General features: G+C 72.9%; 17 protein-coding genes. 12 read left to right on the top strand and 5 right to left on the bottom strand.

From position 1 onward, the window contains the following. Positions 1 to 151: 151 nt before the first annotated feature. Positions 152 to 1,696 carry an LCP family protein gene (locus ACSNOK_RS04110; protein WP_436779159.1) on the bottom strand — a complete coding sequence of 515 codons (1,545 nt, stop codon included), beginning with the start codon at positions 1,694 to 1,696 and terminating at the stop codon, positions 152 to 154. A gap of 301 nt (positions 1,697 to 1,997) precedes the next feature. On the opposite strand from ACSNOK_RS04110, the gene ACSNOK_RS04105 reads away from it, so the two are divergent. The 6 genes from ACSNOK_RS04105 to ACSNOK_RS04080 all read left to right on the top strand — a co-directional run bounded on the left by ACSNOK_RS04105 (position 1,998) and on the right by ACSNOK_RS04080 (position 7,507). Then, the gene (locus tag ACSNOK_RS04105) at positions 1,998 to 2,585 is read left to right on the top strand and encodes a hypothetical protein (protein WP_436779158.1); all 588 of its coding nucleotides are present in this window, start codon (positions 1,998 to 2,000) and stop codon (positions 2,583 to 2,585) included. A 112-nt stretch (positions 2,586 to 2,697) separates the two neighbouring features. Next, positions 2,698 to 3,273 (top strand): TerD family protein, encoded by a 576-nt coding sequence (locus tag ACSNOK_RS04100; protein WP_436779157.1) that lies wholly within the window; start codon positions 2,698 to 2,700, stop codon positions 3,271 to 3,273. 251 nt (positions 3,274 to 3,524) lie between these two features. Then, on the top strand, positions 3,525 to 3,647 hold the full coding sequence (locus ACSNOK_RS04095; RefSeq protein ID WP_436779156.1) for a hypothetical protein: 123 nt from the start codon (positions 3,525 to 3,527) through the stop codon (positions 3,645 to 3,647). Between the two features lie 214 nt (positions 3,648 to 3,861). After that, a complete protein-coding gene (locus ACSNOK_RS04090) occupies positions 3,862 to 4,437 on the top strand; it encodes a TetR/AcrR family transcriptional regulator (RefSeq protein WP_436779155.1) in 576 nt (191 codons plus the stop codon). A 289-nt stretch (positions 4,438 to 4,726) separates the two neighbouring features. After that, positions 4,727 to 5,908 (top strand): Cmx/CmrA family chloramphenicol efflux MFS transporter, encoded by a 1,182-nt coding sequence (locus tag ACSNOK_RS04085; RefSeq protein WP_436779154.1) that lies wholly within the window; start codon positions 4,727 to 4,729, stop codon positions 5,906 to 5,908. Between the two features lie 360 nt (positions 5,909 to 6,268). Continuing rightward, on the top strand, positions 6,269 to 7,507 hold the full coding sequence (locus ACSNOK_RS04080; RefSeq protein WP_436779153.1) for a serine hydrolase domain-containing protein: 1,239 nt from the start codon (positions 6,269 to 6,271) through the stop codon (positions 7,505 to 7,507). On the opposite strand, the gene ACSNOK_RS04075 is transcribed toward ACSNOK_RS04080, so the two are convergent. Beyond that, a complete protein-coding gene (locus ACSNOK_RS04075) occupies positions 7,496 to 7,861 on the bottom strand; it encodes a hypothetical protein (protein WP_436779152.1) in 366 nt (121 codons plus the stop codon). The two genes, ACSNOK_RS04080 and ACSNOK_RS04075, sit on opposite strands and share 12 nt — an antisense overlap. A gap of 529 nt (positions 7,862 to 8,390) precedes the next feature. On the opposite strand from ACSNOK_RS04075, the gene ACSNOK_RS04070 reads away from it, so the two are divergent. Then, positions 8,391 to 9,914, top strand: a complete 1,524-nt coding sequence (locus ACSNOK_RS04070; protein WP_436779151.1) for a SulP family inorganic anion transporter — start codon at positions 8,391 to 8,393, stop codon at positions 9,912 to 9,914. Positions 9,915 to 9,995: 81 nt separating this feature from the next. Here the strand turns inward: ACSNOK_RS04070 and ACSNOK_RS04065 are convergent, their stop codons facing one another. After that, positions 9,996 to 10,904, bottom strand: coding sequence for a universal stress protein (locus tag ACSNOK_RS04065; protein WP_436779150.1), 909 nt, complete (start codon positions 10,902 to 10,904; stop codon positions 9,996 to 9,998). A gap of 187 nt (positions 10,905 to 11,091) precedes the next feature. Continuing rightward, positions 11,092 to 12,192 (bottom strand): calcium:proton antiporter, encoded by a 1,101-nt coding sequence (locus tag ACSNOK_RS04060; RefSeq protein ID WP_436779149.1) that lies wholly within the window; start codon positions 12,190 to 12,192, stop codon positions 11,092 to 11,094. A gap of 244 nt (positions 12,193 to 12,436) precedes the next feature. On the opposite strand from ACSNOK_RS04060, the gene ACSNOK_RS04055 reads away from it, so the two are divergent. The 5 genes from ACSNOK_RS04055 (at position 12,437) to ACSNOK_RS04035 (ending at position 16,524) form a co-directional block, all read left to right on the top strand. Further along, a complete protein-coding gene (locus ACSNOK_RS04055; protein ID WP_436779183.1) occupies positions 12,437 to 13,879 on the top strand; it encodes an amino acid permease in 1,443 nt (480 codons plus the stop codon). A gap of 350 nt (positions 13,880 to 14,229) precedes the next feature. Beyond that, positions 14,230 to 14,709 (top strand): hypothetical protein, encoded by a 480-nt coding sequence (locus ACSNOK_RS04050; RefSeq protein WP_436779148.1) that lies wholly within the window; start codon positions 14,230 to 14,232, stop codon positions 14,707 to 14,709. Positions 14,710 to 14,981: 272 nt separating this feature from the next. Continuing rightward, positions 14,982 to 15,140: a hypothetical protein gene (locus ACSNOK_RS04045; RefSeq protein WP_436779147.1), complete on the top strand. Its 159-nt coding sequence runs from the start codon at positions 14,982 to 14,984 to the stop codon at positions 15,138 to 15,140. Between the two features lie 12 nt (positions 15,141 to 15,152). Continuing rightward, the gene (locus tag ACSNOK_RS04040) at positions 15,153 to 15,722 is read left to right on the top strand and encodes a DUF4190 domain-containing protein (protein WP_436779146.1); all 570 of its coding nucleotides are present in this window, start codon (positions 15,153 to 15,155) and stop codon (positions 15,720 to 15,722) included. Between the two features lie 109 nt (positions 15,723 to 15,831). Continuing rightward, a complete protein-coding gene (locus ACSNOK_RS04035) occupies positions 15,832 to 16,524 on the top strand; it encodes a polysaccharide deacetylase family protein (protein ID WP_436779145.1) in 693 nt (230 codons plus the stop codon). A 192-nt stretch (positions 16,525 to 16,716) separates the two neighbouring features. Here the strand turns inward: ACSNOK_RS04035 and ACSNOK_RS04030 are convergent, their stop codons facing one another. Beyond that, the gene (locus ACSNOK_RS04030; protein WP_436779182.1) at positions 16,717 to 17,832 is read right to left on the bottom strand and encodes a WD40/YVTN/BNR-like repeat-containing protein; all 1,116 of its coding nucleotides are present in this window, start codon (positions 17,830 to 17,832) and stop codon (positions 16,717 to 16,719) included. Positions 17,833 to 18,684 lie beyond the last annotated feature (852 nt).

Raw genomic sequence — 18,684 nt, 5'->3', positions numbered from 1 at the left:
CGTGGGGTACGGGCGGTCCGGTACCGCGTCCCAGTCTGCACCGGCTCCGGCCGGAGGGGAAGCGGCCGTCTGTGACGGACAAGTGGCGCGGGCTGTCGGGTAGTTGTCCCGCCGTCTCCGTGTCGGCCGGCGGGGGGTGTGGTTCCGGTGGTCAGCCGTAGGAGAGGCGGGAGCAGATGTCGTCGTCGGCGGAGCGGGCCTCGTCGGTCACGCGGGAGGGCACCGAGGAGGGGGCCGGGGCGGACGGCGAGGGGGTGGCCTGTGCGCGGTGGGACGCGTAGGAGGCGCCGAGGGTGACGTCGATCCCGGGGGCGGCCGATGACCTCAACTCCGCGCCCGGGAAGCGGTCGGCGACGGTCCGGGCGCGGTCGTGGAGGCCCGGGCCGTAGGTGACGACGGTCGTCCGCCCGGCACCGGCCGCGGTCCGCTCGCCGGGCCGCGCGTCGCCGGTGCCGGTGACCGTGAAGCCGGCGGCCCGCAGGGCGCCGGCGGCCTCGGCGGCCAGGCCCGGCACGGAGGTGCCGTTGTGGACGCTGACGCTGATCCCGGCGCCCGAGGAGGGTGACGGGGAGGGTTCCGGGTGCCGGGAGGGGCCGGTGGACGGGCTCCGGCCGCCGGTCTCCCGGCCGTCGAGGGTGCGGTCGTGCCGGAGGGCGTCCCAGAGGGCGTCGGCGTCGGGCTGGACGACCGCCACCCGGTTGCCCTGGTAACGCCAGGGCAGGGTGACGAACTTGGTGTCGTGCAGGTCGACGTCCTTGAGCGACATGGCGAAGGAGAGCAGCTTGCGCGCCGAGCCGAGGCCCGGGTCGACGGTCAGGGAGCGGGTCGCGGCGTCGGCCAGCGGCAGCAGCGTGGTGGGGTCGAATCCCTCGCCCTTGACCTTCTTCAGGAGGGCGGCGACGAAGGCCTGCTGGCGTCGGATCCGTCCGATGTCGGAGCCGTCGCCCAGGCCGTGGCGCAACCGCACGTAGTCCAGGGCCTTCCGGCCGGACACGGTCTGCGGCCCTTTCGCGAAGATGCGCTCGCCGCGCGATCCGCGATGGGGGTCGAGGTCGCCCTCGTAGACGTCGCCGGGCAGGCACACCCGTACTCCGCCGACGGCCGAGGTCATGGTGGCGAACCCCGCGAAGTCGACGACGACGGTGTGGTCGACGCGCAGACCGGTGAGCTTCTCGACCACGTTCTGGGTGCAGGCGGGGTTGCCCTTGGCCGTCAGTCCCACGGAGAAGGCGGAGTTGAACATGGCGCCGGACTTCGGCTCGGTCCACCTCCCGTCGGGCAGCCGGCAGGGCGGGATGTCGACCAGGGTGTCCCGCGGGATCGACACGGCGACGGCGTGTCTCCGGTCGGCGTACACGTGCAGGAGGAACGCCGTGTCGGAGCGTCCGACGTCCCCCTCTCCCCCGCCGAGCGCGCTGTTGGCCCCGGAGCGCGAATCCGAGCCGATGACGAGCACGTTCCGGCCGCCCTCTCCGCCCGAGGGGCGGTTCTTGGACAGCCCTCCGGCGTCGAAGCTGTCGATGTTGCCGTCCAGCCGGCAGTAGAACCACACGCCTCCCGCGAGCAGCAGAAGCACGCAGACCCCGGCCGAGACCGACAGGACGCGTATCCGGCCGCGCCGCCGCCGCTTCAGCCGTGTGGTCCGCCGGTCGGCGCGACGACCGACGTGACGGCCGGCTGCCGTGGGGCGCGTCATGTGTACACCTTCATCCACAATTTCATGGTTGCGCAATATAGCAAGTATGGGAGACGGCGCGACCGGACGGCGCCCGGGCCGGGAGCGCACCTCCGTGCGGTGCGAGGGCGGGACTTCGGCGGGCCGCCTGATGGGTAGGCATTTTCCGGGCGGACCGCCCACCCGGGGATGTTCCGGAAGACAAGCCTCCGAGCGGTCGGCCCGGGACATTCGGCGACGGATCACGAGCCGCACCACCTCCCGACGCCCGCAGTACGCCGCCCCCTTGCCCACCGCCCCACCGCGACGACGAGGACCGCGCATGCCGAGCACCGACCCCACGCGGACCGAAGACCGAGCCGACTTCGAGGACATCCTTGAGCAGGGCCTGAGTTCACCCGGGATCACCGAGGCGCTCCGGGCCGCGGACACCGTCACCGGCGACCAACTCCGCGCCTGGGCACTGGAGTCGCGCGCGGCCATCGCGGCCGCCGCCATCCCCGAGTACCGCACGTACGTCGAGCTGCGCTCGACGCGCCCTCGCGCCGCGCCGTCGCGGCTGGGGAACGGGCTGGGCGCGCTGGCCGTTCTCGTCCCGGCGCTGGCGGCAGCCGCGGCGGCGGTGTTCCTCGTCCTGGGGTACGGCTTCCGGCTTCTGGGCGTCCAGCAACGGCTCGCACGCGGACTGCAGGCCGCCGGCTGGCTGGCGGTCGCGGTGGCGACCGCGGCGGTTCTGACCGGGATCGTCGCGGTGCTCGTGATCGCCGTACGCCACCGCATGGCGCGCCCGGCGTCTCGGGACGGCGCACGCGTGGCGGAGGCCCGGGCGGCCTGGCAACGGGCCTTGCTGGAGCGCGGGGTTCTGCCGTTCCTCCGCCACCGGATCGAGGAGGCCGGGCGGCCGGGCTGAGCCGGGCGACGACGGTCGGTTTCTTGCTTGCGCAATTAGGAAACTATAGGGTCCCACCTGGGGTTGTCCTCAGCGTCAGCCCGGCCGATCACGACTCATCCGGAGGAAGTTCATGGCAGTGACCCTGGCCAAGGGCGGCAACGTCTCACTGAGCAAGGAGGCGCCGGGCCTGACCGCCGTCACCGTCGGACTCGGCTGGGACGTCCGCACCACCACCGGCGCCGACTACGACCTGGACGCCTCCGCCCTGCTGTGCGACGTCGACGGCAAGGTCCCGTCCGACGGGCACTTCGTCTTCTTCAACAACCTGCGCAGCCCCGAGGGTTCGGTCGTCCACTCCGGCGACAACCTGACCGGTGGCGGGGACGGCGACGACGAGCAGATCCAGGTGGACCTGGCCGGGGTGCCGGCCGAGGTCGACAAGATAGTCTTCCCCGTCTCCATCTACGACGCCGCTCGGCGCGGCCAGAGCTTCGGCCAGGTCCGGAACGCCTTCATCCGGGTGGTGAACCGGGCCGACGGCCGCGAACTCGCCCGCTACGACCTCACGGAGGACGCCTCCACCGAGACGGCCATGGTGTTCGGCGAGCTCTACCGCCACGGGCCGGAGTGGAAGTTCCGCGCGATCGGCCAGGGTTACGCCTCGGGGCTCGCGGGCATCGCCCAGGACTACGGCGTCAGGGTCTGACCGGGAGCTTCGGGGCGCGCCGGGCGGGGGGGCGGAACGTGAGGTGCGGGTCGGCCACGGCGCGCGGGTGACCGTCCGCACGACCCGTCCCCCGCCCGCGCTTCGGCCGCCCGGCTCGCGCATCAGGGACGGACCAGGGTTCCCTCAGGGCGATCACTGATAGGCACCGGCTCCCCCGTGCAGGAGAGTTGGTCGTGGCCGGCCGGCCGTGCCGCCCGGGCACCCGCCAACGCCTCGCCGAAGGAGCCGCCGTGCGTATCCGCCTCGCCATCGCCGCATTCGCGATGACCGCCGCCGTCATCGTCGGCGGCGGGACGTTACCCGCCGGACCGTGCGCCGCCAGGCTCGGCGCGGCCCGCCTCGGGACGATATGAGCGGCACCCCTTTCGCGATGGAGGCCCGCAGGCCATCGTGCGCATCGCTGTCGCCATGTGCCGGAAGAAGACGGCGGTGTGACGGCTGCGACGCCGCGCCACGGCCGGGCTGCCGCTCCCGAGACAGCCACCCGCCGGCTCACGCAATCCGAGACTCCAGACATAGTACTCTGATTGGAGTGGATAAGTTCGGCACTACGACTGGAGCATTCTCATGGCACGCCGCAACGACCAGCGCCGCGCCGCCCTCGTCGACGCCGCGATCGAGGTGCTGGCCGCGGAGGGGGCGCGGGGGCTGACGTTCCGGGCGGTGGACAACGAGGCGGCCGTGCCCGCCGGCACCGCGTCCAACTACTTCGCCAACCGGGACGACCTGCTCACCCAGGCGGGCGCCCGCGTCTACGAGCGGCTCCAGCCCGACGAGGCCACGATCGCCCGCCAGCGGGCGGCCGGCCGCGACCGCGAGAGCTACACGGAGCTAATGCGGGAGGTCGTCGGCCGTGTGGCCTCCTTCCGCACCGGTTACCTGGCGCTGTTGGAACTGCGCCTGGAGGCCACCCGCCGCCCGAAACTGCGCGAGATCCTCACCGAGCGGGTCCGGGCCGACATCGACGCCAACCTCGCCTACCACGAAGCCTCCGGCCTCCCCGGCGACGCCACGGCCGTCAAGTTGCTCATCGCGACGCTGAACTGGCTGATCGTCGAGCAACTCACCCTGCCCGATGTCTTCTCGGAGGCGGAGCGCGACGAATTGGTGAGGGCCGCGGTGGAGCGCATCGTGGCGGAGTGACCCGGCCGGGCGGGCGACGAGCGGTCGGGCCGGGGAAATAATGCGTGTGCTTCCGCGGGCGGCAGCGGGTAGCGTGCCGGCCATGTCGAGCCCCGAGGCATCCAGGGTGGGGGCCGCCGGTCACGCCGTCGGCCCCCAGCGTCGCTGAGTTCCGCGGTCCCGCCGGACGCGCGACGGACATCCGTCGAGCGCGCGGCGGATCCGCCGTGCGCTCGTGCGCCCAGGGTGCCGGCAGCGGTGACGAGACGAGCCTTTCCGCGCCTCTCCTCACCTCGCTCGGAGCCACTCGATGCCTCTCCCCTTGTACCTGCTCGCCTTGGCGGTCTTCGCCATGGGAACCTCCGAATTCATGGTCGCCGGCCTGGTGCCGGACATGGCCTCCGACCTCGGCGTATCGCTGGGAACGGCGGGCTCGCTCACGCCGGGCTTCGCGGTCGGGGCGGCCGTCGGCGCCCCGCTCGCCGCCGGGCTCGCGCGCGGCAGGCCGGGGCGGAGCAGCCTCCTGCTGTTCGTCCTCGCGTTCGCGGCGGCGCATGCCGTGGGCGCGGTCACGACGAGCTTCCCCGTCCTGTTCGCCACCCGGGCCGTCGCCGCGCTCGCCTACGCGGGGTTCCTCGCCGTGGCGCTGACGACCGCCGCCGGGCTGGTGCCGCGTCATGAGAAGGGCCGGGCTCTGGCCGTCCTGCTGTCGGGAACGACGCTCGCCACGATCGCCGGCGTTCCGGCGGGCGCGCTGCTCGGCACCCTGCTCGACTGGCGGGCCACCTTCTGGGCGGTGGCCGCGCTCTGCCTGCCCACGGCCGTCGGCATCCTCACCGGTCTGCCCGCGCGCCCCGGACACGAGGACGACGCCGCCCGGCCGGACCTCCGCTCGGAACTCGCGCGGCTCAGGAGTCCGCGGCTGATCCTGGTCATGCTGCTCGGCGCACTGGTGAACGCGGCGACCTTCGGGTGTTTCACGTTTCTCGCCCCTGTCGTGACCGACCGGGCCGGGCTGGGGAAGTTGTGGGTGCCGGTCGTCCTGATGCTCTTCGGGCTCGGTTCCTTCGTGGGCGTCACTCTCGCCGGGCGGCTCGCGGACCGGCGTCCCGGCCCGGTGGTCGCGGTCGGCGGCCCCCTGCTGCTCGCCGGCTGGCCGGCGCTGGCCCTGTCGGCCGAGCGGCCCGCCGCGCTGCTCGTCCTCGTGTTCACGCAGGGCGCCCTGTCGTTCGCGCTGGGCGGCACGCTGATCACCCGGGTTCTCTACGAGGCGGCGGGCGCCCCCACCATGGCGGGCGCGTACGCGACCGCCGCGCTCAACGCCGGCGCCGCCGTCGGACCGCTCGTCGCCGCCACCACGCTCGGCACGGCCCTCGGGCCCGTCGGACCGCTGTGGTCCGGTGCCCTCTTCGTCGCGGTGGCGCTGTCCGTCGGGCTGCCCTTCCGTGGGGTGGTCGCGGGTGTGAAGGAGCGCGACGAGTCGGCCCGGTGACGCGTTCCGCGTCCGCCGCGCGGTCCGTGACGCCGTCGCTTCCTCGCGTCCGGCGGCCCTGCCGGGCCGTGGTACGTCGCCGCCTCCCCGGCAGTACAGGGGCGTCGGATCCGCCTTCGACTTTCCGCCAAGTTCCCGTAACCATGCGGTGATCGCGCGCCGAGCCGGCCGACCGGTCCCCTCCCGGGAAACCGCCGCTGTACGCCCTCTTCGGTCCCGGCTGTGCGGCGACCGGGAGTGGCCGGTTCCTTCCCCCTTTGGCCCCTCTCGTTCCGGTTCCGCTCAACGGGTGGGCGCCTCACGGAAGTCCTGTCTCCCGTACACACCGCTCACCTCAACCGACCCGAACGGAGACTGCGCATGAGCAGAAGAACGGCGCACAAGGCCCTGGTCGCCCTGGCGGCGGCCGTGACGGTGGCCGCGACCGCCGCCACCTCGGCCGTGGCGGCCCCGGCGGCACAAGCGGCCCCGGCAGCCGGCCAACACACCTCGCGGCACCAGGCGACGCGGGCCGCGCTGGAAGCACAGGTGCGGGCCGGCCTGCCCGGTGTACTGGCGGAAGCGCGCGACGAGCACGGGCGGTGGAACGGTTCCGCGGGCGTCGCGAACCTTGAGACGCACCGCAAGCGGCTCCCTCAGGACCGGTTCCGAATAGGAAGCGTCAGCAAGGTGTTCAGCTCGGTCGTTCTCCTTCAATTGGAGGCCGAGGGCAAGGTCGACCTGGATGACACCTTGGAACGCAGACTGCCCGGCCTCGTCCGGGGCAATGGCAACGACGGCAGCCGCATCACCATCCGGCAGGTGCTCAACCACACCAGCGGCCTCTTCAACTACACCGAGGACCCCGTCCTGTGGAAGTCCCTCGGCACGGACTTCTTCAAGCACCGCTACGACACCAGGAAGCCGGCCGACCTCCTGCGTACCGCCCTCTCCCACCGGCCGGACTTCCGGCCGGGCACCGGCTGGCACTACTCCAACACCAACTACGTCCTCGCCGGGATGCTCATCGAGAAACTGACCGGCCACTCCTACGCCGACGAGATCGAGCGCCGTGTCCTCAAACCCCTGGGGCTCCGCGCCACGACGCTGCCGGGCACCTCACCGGGCATCCCCGGCCCGCACGGCCGCGGCTACAGCAAACTCTTCGGCGACGCCTCCTCGAAGGTCTACGACACCACCGAGCAGAACCCGTCCTGGGCGTGGGCGGCAGGCGAGATCATCTCCACCACGGGCGACGTCAACCGCTTCTACAGCGCCCTCCTCGGCGGCCGGCTCCTCCCCGAACGGCAGCAGCGCGAGCTGCTGACCACCGTCCCGAGCCAGGGCCAGCCCGGCGAGACCGGCTACGGGCTGGGCATCTCCCACGCCGTCACCACGTGCGGCAAGGAGGTCTGGCTGCACACCGGCGGCATTCACGGTTCCACGACGCTGGCCGTCTCGTCGCCCGACGGGCGGCACACCGCGGCGTTCAACCTCAACGGTGACTGGGGCGGCGACCTGGCCGCCCTCGTCGACGCCGAGTACTGCGGCACGTTCAAGCCCTCACCGGACACCTCCGGCCGGCACCAGGCACTCCGGCGCCTGACCTCACTGCGCTGATCCGGACCGCCGGAGCCCGCTCTCGACCACTCCGCTCGAAGCCCACGCCCCGGCGGTTCCCGGGCGGGGCGGAACGGCCGTCGTCGGGGCGGCGCGGGGCCGCGGCCGTGTCTCGCCGGAACGGATCGCGTCGACGATCCGTTCCCTGGCGCCCGGACCCGCGTCGAGGGCGCCTGTCTCGCGTACGCCGGGCGGCGGGGCGGGGCCGTCGGCCACGACGGAGATCCGCTCGGGCGCCACGCCGAGGGCGAGCGCGGTCTCAGCCGCCTCCCTGACGAACAGGTCGGTCGCGGCGGTGCCCCCCTCGGGCGGCAAGGCCCGCACCCGGTCCGCCAGGCCGGGGCCGTACGCCACGGGTTCGGCGCCCAGCCCGCGCAGGAATCCGGACGTGCGCTCGGAGGCGGTGCCGAGCGTCGAGACCGTCCTGTGGGTTCGCCTCCGGACGCGGGGGCGCCGGTGCCCGGCAGCCGCCGCCGGCCGGTCTGCCGCGGGCGTCAGAGGTCCGTCCCCCCGCCCCCTGCCCGGCGTCAAGGTAAAGTTGCCCGGTGGTGCGGGCGGCTTCGTCGTCCGCCCGTTGTCGTGTCGGGGCCGCCGCACCCTCGGCTGGGGTCCGGACGCGGCAGGAGACGAGTGTGCGCGAGCCTGTGACGCCCCGCGCCGCCGCCGGTCCGCCGTGATGTCCCGCCGCCGGATGTGAGCCCGGCCGGCCCGGTGCCCGAGCCCGTCGGCTCGGCCCTTCTCCCCTCTTTCCGGTCCTTCCGGTCCTTCCGGTCCTTCCGGTTCCGTCCCACCAGAGCCCCCGCGGGGTGCCGTCGGCACCGCCGTGTTCCTTCCGCACGCCTGCCAGAGAGGGTGTGCCCGAGTCCGACAGGTACCCGTTTCCTTGTCCTCTTCCGTTTCCGCACTCTCCCCGGCCGCGCGGCTGCGCGGTCTGAAGCCCGACTGGCTGCGTGACCCGGGAGTCTGGCGTACCGAGGTGCTGGCCGGTCTGGTGGTCGCGCTCGCCCTGGTTCCCGAGGCGATCTCGTTCTCGGTCATCGCGGGGGTCGAGCCCGCGATCGGCCTGTTCGCCTCCTTCACGATGGCCGTGACGATCTCGGTCGTCGGCGGCAGGCGGGCGATGATCTCCGCCGCCACCGGCGCGGTGGCCCTGGTCATCGCGCCCCTGAACCGCGAGCACGGCTTCGGTTACCTGGTCGCCGCGGTGATCCTCGCCGGTGTCTTCCAGGTCGTCCTGGGGGCGCTGGGGGTGGCGAGGCTGGTGCGGTTCATTCCGCGCTCGGTGATGGTCGGCTTCGTCAACGCGCTCGCCGTCCTGATCTTCATGACGCAGATTCACGAGATGCGGCACGTGCCGTGGGCCGTCTACCCGCTGATCCTGGGCGGTCTGGCGCTGATGGTCTTCTTCCCGAGGATCACCACCGCGATCCCGGCTCCGCTGGTCTCGATCACCGTTCTGACCGTGATCACCGTCGCGGCCGGGATCGCCGTTCCGACCGTCGGCGACAAGGGGACGCTGCCGTCCGCCCTGCCCGTGCCCGGTGTGCCGGACGTGCCCCTCACCCTGGACACTCTGGCCACCATCGCCCCGTACTCGTTCGCCATGGCGCTGGTCGGCCTGATGGAGTCGCTGATGACCGCGCAGCTCGTGGACGAGATCACCGACACCCGCTCCGACAAGACCCGGGAGTCCGTCGGGCAGGGCGTCGCCAACATCGTCACCGGCTTCTTCGGGGGCATGGGCGGCTGCGCCATGATCGGTCAGACGATGATCAATGTGAAGGTGTCCGGTGCGCGCACCCGGCTGTCGACCTTCCTCGCCGGAGTCTTCCTGATGGTGTTGTGCGTCGCCTTCGGATCCGTCGTCTCCGGCATTCCCATGGCCGCCCTCGTCGCGATCATGATCATGGTGTCGTTCACCACCTTCGACTGGCATTCCGTCGCACCGAGGACGCTTCGCCGTATGCCCGTGGGCGAGACCGCCGTCATGGTGATCACCGTCGTGTGCGTGGTGGCCACCCACAATCTCGCCGTCGGCGTCGTGGTCGGCTCGGTCACCGCCATGGTGATCTTCGCCAAGCGCGTCGCTCGTGTCGCCGAGGTCACCGCCGTCACCGACCCCGACGGCGGCACGGTCGTCTACCGGGTCACCGGCGAGCTCTTCTTCGCCTCCTCCAACGGCCTCGTCGGGCGCTTCGACTACGCCGGCGACCCGGACCGGGTCGTCATCGACCTGTCGGCCACCCGCGTTTGGGACGCCTCCTCCGTCGCCGCCCTGGACGCGATCGAAACCCGGTACGCCCGGCGCGGCAAGCGCGTCGAGATCACCGGCCTCGACGAGCCGAGCGCCCGGCTCCACGGCAGGCTCAGTGACAGGCGCGACGGCGAACTCGCGGCCGGCCACTGACGCGTGCAGGCGCAGGCCGCGGGGGCAGCCGGCCGCGGAACGCCGGTCGCTACGCCCGTCGCTCACGGCGCCGAAGCGGGTTCAGGGGTGCGGGACGACCGCGACCGGGCCCGGCGCGTGATGCAGGGCCGCGAGGGCGACCGGCCCGAGCCGGTGGACGCCGTGCCGCCCGGGCAGCCGGCGCCCGACGACCACCAGTGCCGCCCCGGCGCCATGCGTGAGCAGGACCTGGGCCGCGCTGCCCGTCTCGGCGTACGCGGCCACGTCGACCCGGGGGTGGCGTTCGCGCCACGGGCGCAGGGCCTCGTCCAGGCCGCGGCGCTCCCGCTCGGCCATCCCGTCGTCCTCCTCCGCGAGCCACAGGGACCCTGGGCTCCAGGCGAAGACCGGCGGAACCGTCCAGGCCCGGACGGCCCGGAGCCGCGCGCCCAGCCGTTCCGCGGCGGCGAACGCGAAGTCCAGCACGGGGGCGGCGCGTTCCTCCAGGTCCTGCACCCCCACGACGACCTCGCCCGCGGCCGGTTCGTCCGCCGGCCCGTCCGCGTACCGCCGGCTCCCCCACCCGCCGCCGTCCCGCGGGCCGCGGACGACCACGACCGGGCCGGTGGCCTGGCGCAGCACGTGCAGGCCGACGGAGCCGAGCAGGTGGCCGACGACGGTGCCGTGGCCGCGCGAGCCGAGGACCAGCAGATCGGCCCCGGCCGCCTCGGCGATCAGGGCGGGGACGGGGTCGGCGGCGAGCTGCCGGGTGACGACGGTGAGCTGGGGGAACGTCTTGGCCACCCGTTCGCCCGCGTCTTGCAGGACGTCGGCCGCCCAGCGCTCCCGCGCGGCGGCGTCCTCGGCGGGCATCACGGTGCGCGGACGTCGTACGGAGGCGTGTACCAGGCACAGCTCCATGCCGCGCCGGGCGGCTTCGGCCGCCGCCCAGTCGGCCGCGGCGCGGCTGTGTTCCGTTCCGTCGACTCCGACGGCGATGGTGCCGGGCATGGGACCCTCCTGGGGGCACGGGAGCGTGCCGCGCCGGGCGCGGTACGCGGTACGTCGGGCGGGGCCGCCCGCCGCCTCCACCATGGATGCCGCGGCGGTTACTCGGACAGGGGCCGAAGGGCCCTGGGCCAGGTCCGGTCGGGGTCCTACACAGGCCGCCCCGGCGGTACGGGCGGTCAGGCGCCGTTCACGGGCTGACCGCGAGCACCACGTACGCCGCCAGCAGCGACAGGTGCACGCCGCCTTGGAGGGGCGTGGCCCGGCCCGGGATCACCGTGAGGGTGCCGACGGCGACGGTGAGGGCGAGCAGGACCATGTGGGTCGCGCCGAGGCCGAGGACGAGCGGTCCCTCCAGCCAGACCGAGGCCGCGGCGACGGCGGGGATGGTCAGGCCGATGCTGGCCATGGCCGAGCCGAGGCCGAGGTTGAGGCTGGTCTGGACGCGGTCGCGGCGGGCGGCGCGGACGGCGGCGATGGTCTCCGGCAGCAGCACCAGCAGCGCGATGACGACGCCGACGACCGACGCGGGCAGGCCCGCCGCCGCCACGGCGGACTCGATCACCGGTGAGACGCCCTTGGCCAGTCCGACGACCGAGACCAGGGCGACGCCCATCAGGCCGAGGCTGACGAGCGCGGTCCGGGCCGGCGGCGGATCGGCGTGGTCGTCGGTGTCGATGACCTCGCCGGCGGCCGTCACGGGCAGGAAGTAGTCCCGGTGCCGTACGGTCTGGGTCGCCACGAACAGGCCGTAGAGGATCAGGGCCGCCAGCGCGGCGAAGACGAGCTGGGCGGCGGAGAACCGCGGTCCGGGGGTGCTGGTGGTGAACGTCGGCAGGGCCAGGCTGAGGCCCGCCAGGGTGGCCACGGTGCCGAAGGCCGCCGCCGTGCCCTCGGCGTTGAAGACCGCGACCCGCCGCCGCAACGCTCCCACCAGCAGGGACAGTCCGACGATCCCATTACAGGTGATCATGACGGCGGCGAAGACGGTGTCCCGGGCGAGCGAGCTGCTCTTGTCACCGCCGTCCGCCATCAGTGTGACGATGAGGGCCACCTCGATGACGGTCACGGCCAGGGCGAGCACGAGCGACCCGAAGGGCTCCCCGACCCGGTGCGCGACCACTTCCGCGTGGTGCACCGCGGAGAGCACCGCGCCGGCCAGGCAGCAGCTCACCAGGGCGACCAGGCCGGGGGACAGCGTCCGCCCCCAGGTCAGCGCGAGGACGGCGGCGGCCAGGACGGGCGCGCCCACCGGCCAGCGCGCCAGGAGGGAGCGGAACCGAGCGCTCATGAGCCGATCTTCGCAGATCGCTCGTTTCCCGCATGTTTTCCGCTCTGCGCCGCCTTCGCCCGGCTCTCCCCTCCCTATCCGTTCTCCCTGCCTCCGCCTGCCTCCGCCCGCTTCCGCCCACCTCCGCCGCCCGGCGATCACAGCGCGTGATGCGATCGTCCGTATATCGGACGCGGCCCGCACCTCCTCACCCGTTTGCCCATAATCGAGACCTCCCGATCTCGCATATTGGACAGGCATGACCATGAGCCGGACACTGACGCCCTCTCCGCCGCCCCCGGGCGGCGGGCCCGCCACCGACGCGCCCGCCGGTGGCACCGCCCTCGCCGACCCCTCGCCCTCGGGGTCGCTGTCGAACGGTCTCAAGCAGCGGCACCTGTCGATGATCGCGCTCGGCGGGGTCATCGGCGCGGGTCTGTTCGTCGGCTCGGGCGCCGGCATCGCCGCCGCCGGACCCTCCATCGTGCTGGCCTACGCGGCGTCCGGTCTGCTGGTGATGTTCGTGATGCGGATGCTCGGCGAGATGTCCGCCGCCAACCCGGCGTCCGGTTCGTTCTCCGTGCACGCGGACCGGGCGATCGGCCCGTGGGCCGGCTTCACCGCCGGCTGGATGTTCTGGACCCTGCTGGTGGTGGGTGTGGCGATCGAGGCGATCGGTGCCGCCCACATCCTCCAGGGGTGGTTCCCCGGCACCCCGTCCTGGATGTGGGTGCTGATCCTGATGGCGCTGTTCTGCGGCGCCAACCTGGGCTCCGTCGCGCACTTCGGCGAGTTCGAGTTCTGGTTCGCCGCCCTCAAGATCGGGGCCATCGCCCTCTTCCTGGGCCTCGGCGTGCTGGCGGTCCTCGGCGTCCTGCCCGGCAGCGACTCCCCCGGCACCGCGCACCTCCTGCACGACGGCGGTTTCCTGCCCAACGGTACGAACGGCCTGCTGATCGGGTTGCTGGCCTCGGTCGCCGCCTACGGCGGCCTGGAGACGGTCACCATCGCGGCCGCCGAGTCCGAGAGCCCGGTGCGCGGCGTGGCCAAGGCCGTCCGGACGACGATGTGGCGGATCGGCGTCGTCTACGTCGGCTCGATGCTGGTGATCGTCACGCTCCTCCCATGGGACGACGAGGCAGTCACCGAGCAGGGCCCCTACGCGGCCGTGCTGGACCGGCTCGGCGTGCCGGCCGGCGGCCAGATCATGAACGCGGTCGTGCTGATCGCACTGCTCTCGGCGATGAACGCCAACATCTACGGCTCGTCGCGCATGGCGTACTCGCTGGTCGCGCGGGGGCAGGGCCCGGCGTTCCTGGGCAGGGTGTCCGGCGGGATCCCGCGCCGCGCGGTGCTGGCCTCGTCCGGCTTCGGCTTCTTCGCCGTGCTGCTCTCCTTCTGGTGGCCCACCACGGTCTTCGCCTGGCTGCTCAACATGGTCGGCGGTGTCGTGCTGGTCGTCTGGGGTTTCATCGCCGTCTCGCAACTGCTCCTGCGCCGCCGGCTGGAGCGCGAGGCCCCCGGCAGGCTGGTCGTGCGCATGTGGGGCTTCCCGTACCTGACGTGGGTGACGCTGGCCGGGGTGGCCGGGGTCCTGGTGCTGATGACGCTCGACGGGGACACCCGCGTCCAGCTCTACTTCACGGGCGGTCTGGCACTGGCCCTGGCTCTGGTCGGACGCCTCCGGCAGCGCGCCGGGAGCCGCTGAAGGGGATGCCCGGAGGACCAGGCCGCCTGCGGCACGGTCCGCTGGTCCTGCACCGCGGAGGCCGCTTCCCGTACGCCCGGGGAGCGGCCTCCGCGCGTCCGCGCCCCGCGCCGAGGGGCGGGCCACGGCGTACGTCCCGGGCGGGACCCACGCTCACCAGGCCTCCCACCGCCGTTGGCCGGAATGACACCGTCATCTGCCGATGGCAAGTTCTCGCCCTCGACCCCTTCCCCGTCGGCCTGTTGACTCGGCTCGCACACTCGCACAGTAGAACGTTGTACGAACTCACGCACGGCACATCACGCACGGACCAGCACCCCAGCGCGCCACCGACCGCCCGAGGAGTCACCGTGAAACGCCTGCACACCGCCTTCGCCCTGAGCGCCGCCGCCCTCGCCTGCACCGCCGCCCTGGCCACCCCGGCCGGCGCCGCCGACCGGGCCCCCGCCAAGCCCGCGAAGTTCTGCACCTACATCGTCGACACCGGCCAGTCGGGCTGCTTCTCCAGCGAGTCGAAGGCCGCCGCGGCCTTCGGCACGCAGGCGGCGGCCTACAAGGATCTCGGCAGAATCTGGTCCGACGCCAACTCGGGCGGCAACCAGCTCACCTTCCGCGGCAGCCAGGGCTGCGGCTGGCGGTACCCGGAGTTCGCGAGCCTGGGCGGCGACTGGAACGACAAGGTGAGCTCCGCGCAGGGGCTGGCCTGCCCGATCACCCTCTGGGAGCACAGCGACTTCCGCGGCGCCCACCAGACGTACCACGGCTACAACGCCTACGTCGGCGACGGCATGAACGACAAGGCCAGCTCCGTCAGCTTCGACCTGAACTGACCTCTCCGTCTCCTCACCTCCTCCCCGCCCGCCCGGGTGCCGCCGGCCGTCAGTGCCGGCCGGCGCCGGGGCGGTTCGTCGTTCCCAAATCCGCCCGGGCGGGCGGGAGTAGGGCGCGTCACAGGAATAGCGGGCGTCCCTCCGGGCAGCCGTCAGATCAAGAGATCGTCACGCGACGACGCGGACGGCCGGTGACCGGCGGCTCGCCGGGCTCGGAGACCGCGCGTCGTCGCCCGCGGGCCGTCCTCGACCGTTCGAGAGAAAGGACGGACATGTTCTTCCTTGTCCTGGCCCTCTTTCTGCTCGGCGTCCTGACCGGGACGGCCGCGCATGTGCCGCTGCCCGTGACCCTCGTTTCCGCGGCGGCGATCCTCGCCTGGCTGGCCGCCTTCGCGGTACGGGAACGCCGGGCGCACCGGCGGCACCGGTAAGGAGGAGTCCCCGTGAACCCCTTTGCTTCACTCGACACCCGGAAGCCCGTCGACGCGCACGGGACCGCCCATGACGACGAGGCCGTCGGCACACGGCACTCCGTCGACGGCCGTGACGCCGCCGAGACGCACGAACGTGCCGGTGAACGCCTCACGGCCCCCGTCCGGCCGGACGCCGGGCACCCGGAACACCCGCGTCATCCGGCCGACATCGGCCCCGAGGGCCGTCATCAGGCCAACAATCACGACAGGAACCGCCATCAGGGTCCGAATCAGGACATCCGCGCCCACGGCGCGGGTCGACGGTTCCGCGGGGGCCGGGCGGCGGGTACCGACGCGACCGAACGGCGGCGCCGCAACGCCGACTTCATGGCCGTGACGTCGTTCGTCACCGGTCTTCTCGGGCTGCTGATCGCCAATATCGTCTTCGGCCCCTGCGCCATCGCGCTGGGCGCGACCGCCCTGGCCCGGGGTACGGTCCGGCGCTTCCGGGCCCGGCTCGGCATGGTGCTGGGCGTCCTCGGGCTCGTGCTGTACTTCGTGCTCTCGGTGGCGGACGGAACGCCGAGCTGGCATCTCTGAGCCGGACTCAGGGCTTCTTCCCGGGCGGGGCGGCGGGCAGGGCGCCGTCGTCGTTCAACCGCGCACTCGGACCGTTGACAGCCTGTTGGTCTGAACCAATGATGCGGGCATGTCAGGACGACGCCGCGCGCCCCTCCCGTTGCTCCTCGCCCTCCTGCTCCTCACGGTTCTCACCGTCCTCGTGGGGCCGGGTGGCTCCGCCGCCGCCCAGGGCGCCGGCCGGCACCGTCTGCCGCCGGTGCTCTCGCACATACCGACGCGCGACCGCGTCGTCTTCCTCACCATCGACGACGGCTGGTACCGCGACCCGGCGGCCGCCGCGCTGCTCAGGGACCGGAGGGTGCCGGTCACGCTGTTCCCGCTCCCCGACGCCGTGAACCAGGATCCCGGCTACTTCCGGGAGTTGGCGGGGCGGCGCGCCTCCGCCGTGGGGAACCACACCGTCGGTCACCCCGATCTCACCACACTCGGTCTCGCGGACCAGCGGAAGGAGATCTGTACGGCCCGCGACCGGCTGAAGGCCGCGTTCGGACGCGCGCCCGCGCTGCTCCGCCCGCCCTTCGGCCGCTACGACGACACCACCCGGACCGCGGCGCGCGAGTGCGGCGTCCGGGCTCTGGTGACCTGGACGCACGACTTCACGACCTGGGGCGACACGCCTCCGCCGGTACCCCGGCTGCGGCCCGGGGACGTCGTCCTGCTGCACTTCACCCCCACCCTGGCCGCCGACCTCACCCGCGCCCTCACCGCCGCGCGGGACGCCGGGCTCGTCCCCGCGCCGCTGCGGGCGTACGCGCCGTAGCGGCGGCGCGCGTCGCCCCGGGCACCCGGCCGGCGTCCATCGCGCCGCTCCGATCGTCGTTCACCGGGCCCGGCGAACACCGGCCCGGGGCACGGCGATCGGCGGTCCCTGCCGCCCGTCGACCGCCGGTCCGCACGACCTCCACGTGCGCGCGGACCGGCTTACTCCCGGGCGGGGCGAGGTGCCCTGGGATCAGTGGTCGATCTGCACCTCCTCCAGACCCAGGTACATCACCGACGGCCGCGCCGGGTTGAAGGCGATGGACGAGATGCCGTCGTGGGCGTTGTGCGTCTTGCCGACCTTGCCGGTCCGGGCGTCGTAGCGGTACAGGTCGGTGCCGTAGGCCTGGAAGTAGGTGCCGTACTCGAAGTAGAGGACGTTCGGGTCCGCGGGGCTGGGCGCCAGCAGGGTGCTGTTGGTGAGTTCGGTGTCCGGGGTGTCGTCGACGATGCGGGTGTACGTCCGGCCGCCGTCGGTGGAGCGGTAGAGGTGCCGGCCCTCGGCACCCGAGCTGGGGGCGGCCTCCACGAGGTCGATGCCCAGGGCGTAGACGACGTTGCGGTCGGCCGGGGAGACGGCCGCGGCGAAGAGGTTCGCCTTGCCGTCGGGCGTGGCGGACAGGCCGGTGGCGACGGTCCAGGTGGCCCCTCCGTCGGTGGTCACCGCGCCGCCGGTCGTCATGCCGCCGGCGACCGCGTGGTCGAGGTCGGCGGGGTCGAAGGACACGGTGTAGAGGTTGGCTCCCTCGCCGAAGGCGAGCTTGCCGATGGGCTTCCAGGTGGCGCCGGCGTCCGTCGAGTCGTACAGCCGCCCGTCGCTTCCGGCGACGCGGACGTGGTCGCGCCGCGCCTTGTCGGTGCCCACGCCGACGATGTCGGCGGTGGGCGAGGCGAGCTTGGTGACGGTCCTGCCGTCGACGCGGGCGAGGTAACCGCCGTTCTTCTCCCAGGCGAACGCCCGTCCGCCGGTGGCCGCCGTCAGCCAGGTGGAGCCGCTGCCGAGCGTGGCGACGCGGGTCCAGGTGCAGCCGGCGTCCGTCGAGCGCTGGAGCTCGTCGTTGTGGGTGGCGAAGAGCGTGTTGGGGGTGTCCAGCGCGACCAGGCCGTGGGTGTAGCTGACGGACTTCAGGGTGCCCGTCGTCGGGGCGAGGGTGGCGCCGTCGTCGGTGGTGAAGGTGACGGCGCCGTCGCCGGTGACCTTGGCGCACGAGGGGGCCCGCCACCCGGAGGTGGAGTCCGCCGCCTGGGCGGCGAGGGACGACTGGGCCAGGACGATGGTGGTGACGGCCGCGGTGACGGCCCATCCCATCCGCTTCACGATCTCTCCCTTGTGGGGCACAGACACGAGGTGTTCTTGACCAGAAGGTTCTATCGGGGCGGAGCTTCGGAGCAGAACACGCTCGGGCGCCAATCTTCCTGTCCAGAAAGGATCTTGACGTAAGGTTTCCGGTCTGCGGGCGGGCGATTCGTTACCTTTCCGACCGCCGCCGTTCACCCGCGTGCCGGCCCGCCGTGCTCCTTGGCCTCCGTCGCCCGTGAACCGGTCTCCGTAGCGTGTCCGCGCCGTCCGGTGCCGCGGCCGTGCCGCGGGAGTCCTTCGCCGGCCGGCCCGGCGCGCCTCCGCCCGCCGGTGCGCCGATCGATTCCCCCGGCCCGTCCGGAGGCGGCTATACCGCTTTAGTGGGCGCGTTCTCTCCACCGCGCCTCGGGCGTCCGGCGTTTTTCGATCTTGTTACCCGGCTTATTACCAGCCGGTATTCGCGACGGTCCCGACCTGCGCTTACCCTTCAAGTTTCGGAACGCACCGGCTTCGCCGCAAGCGGTCTTTGCGCTGCCCATCTATCCGCCGGTCGGAGCGATACGGGAGCAGGATCACATTCCCGCGATCACCCATTGACACGCCGCATTAGGTGATCAATCATCGCCGTACAGTCCAGACACCGAACACGGCGGCTGTCGTCCCGCGTGCGTCACGCCAAGGCGATCAGTGCGGCCCGGAGGTTTGCCATGCCCTGACGACGCCTCATGAAGTCGTTCATGACGGCCGGTCGTTACCGGTGCAGCAACCGGATCCCCCACTCACGCCCCGCGTACCTCATGCGCCACCCGGGCCGGGCGGCGCTCCCCTCTCGCCCCTCCCCGCCCTTCCCCGCCCTTCCAA

The sequence above is a fragment of the Streptomyces sp. URMC 126 genome, from assembly GCF_051386555.1.
Taxonomy (GTDB): Bacteria; Actinomycetota; Actinomycetes; order Streptomycetales; family Streptomycetaceae; genus Streptomyces.
This window is presented reverse-complemented; position numbering and strand designations above follow the sequence as displayed.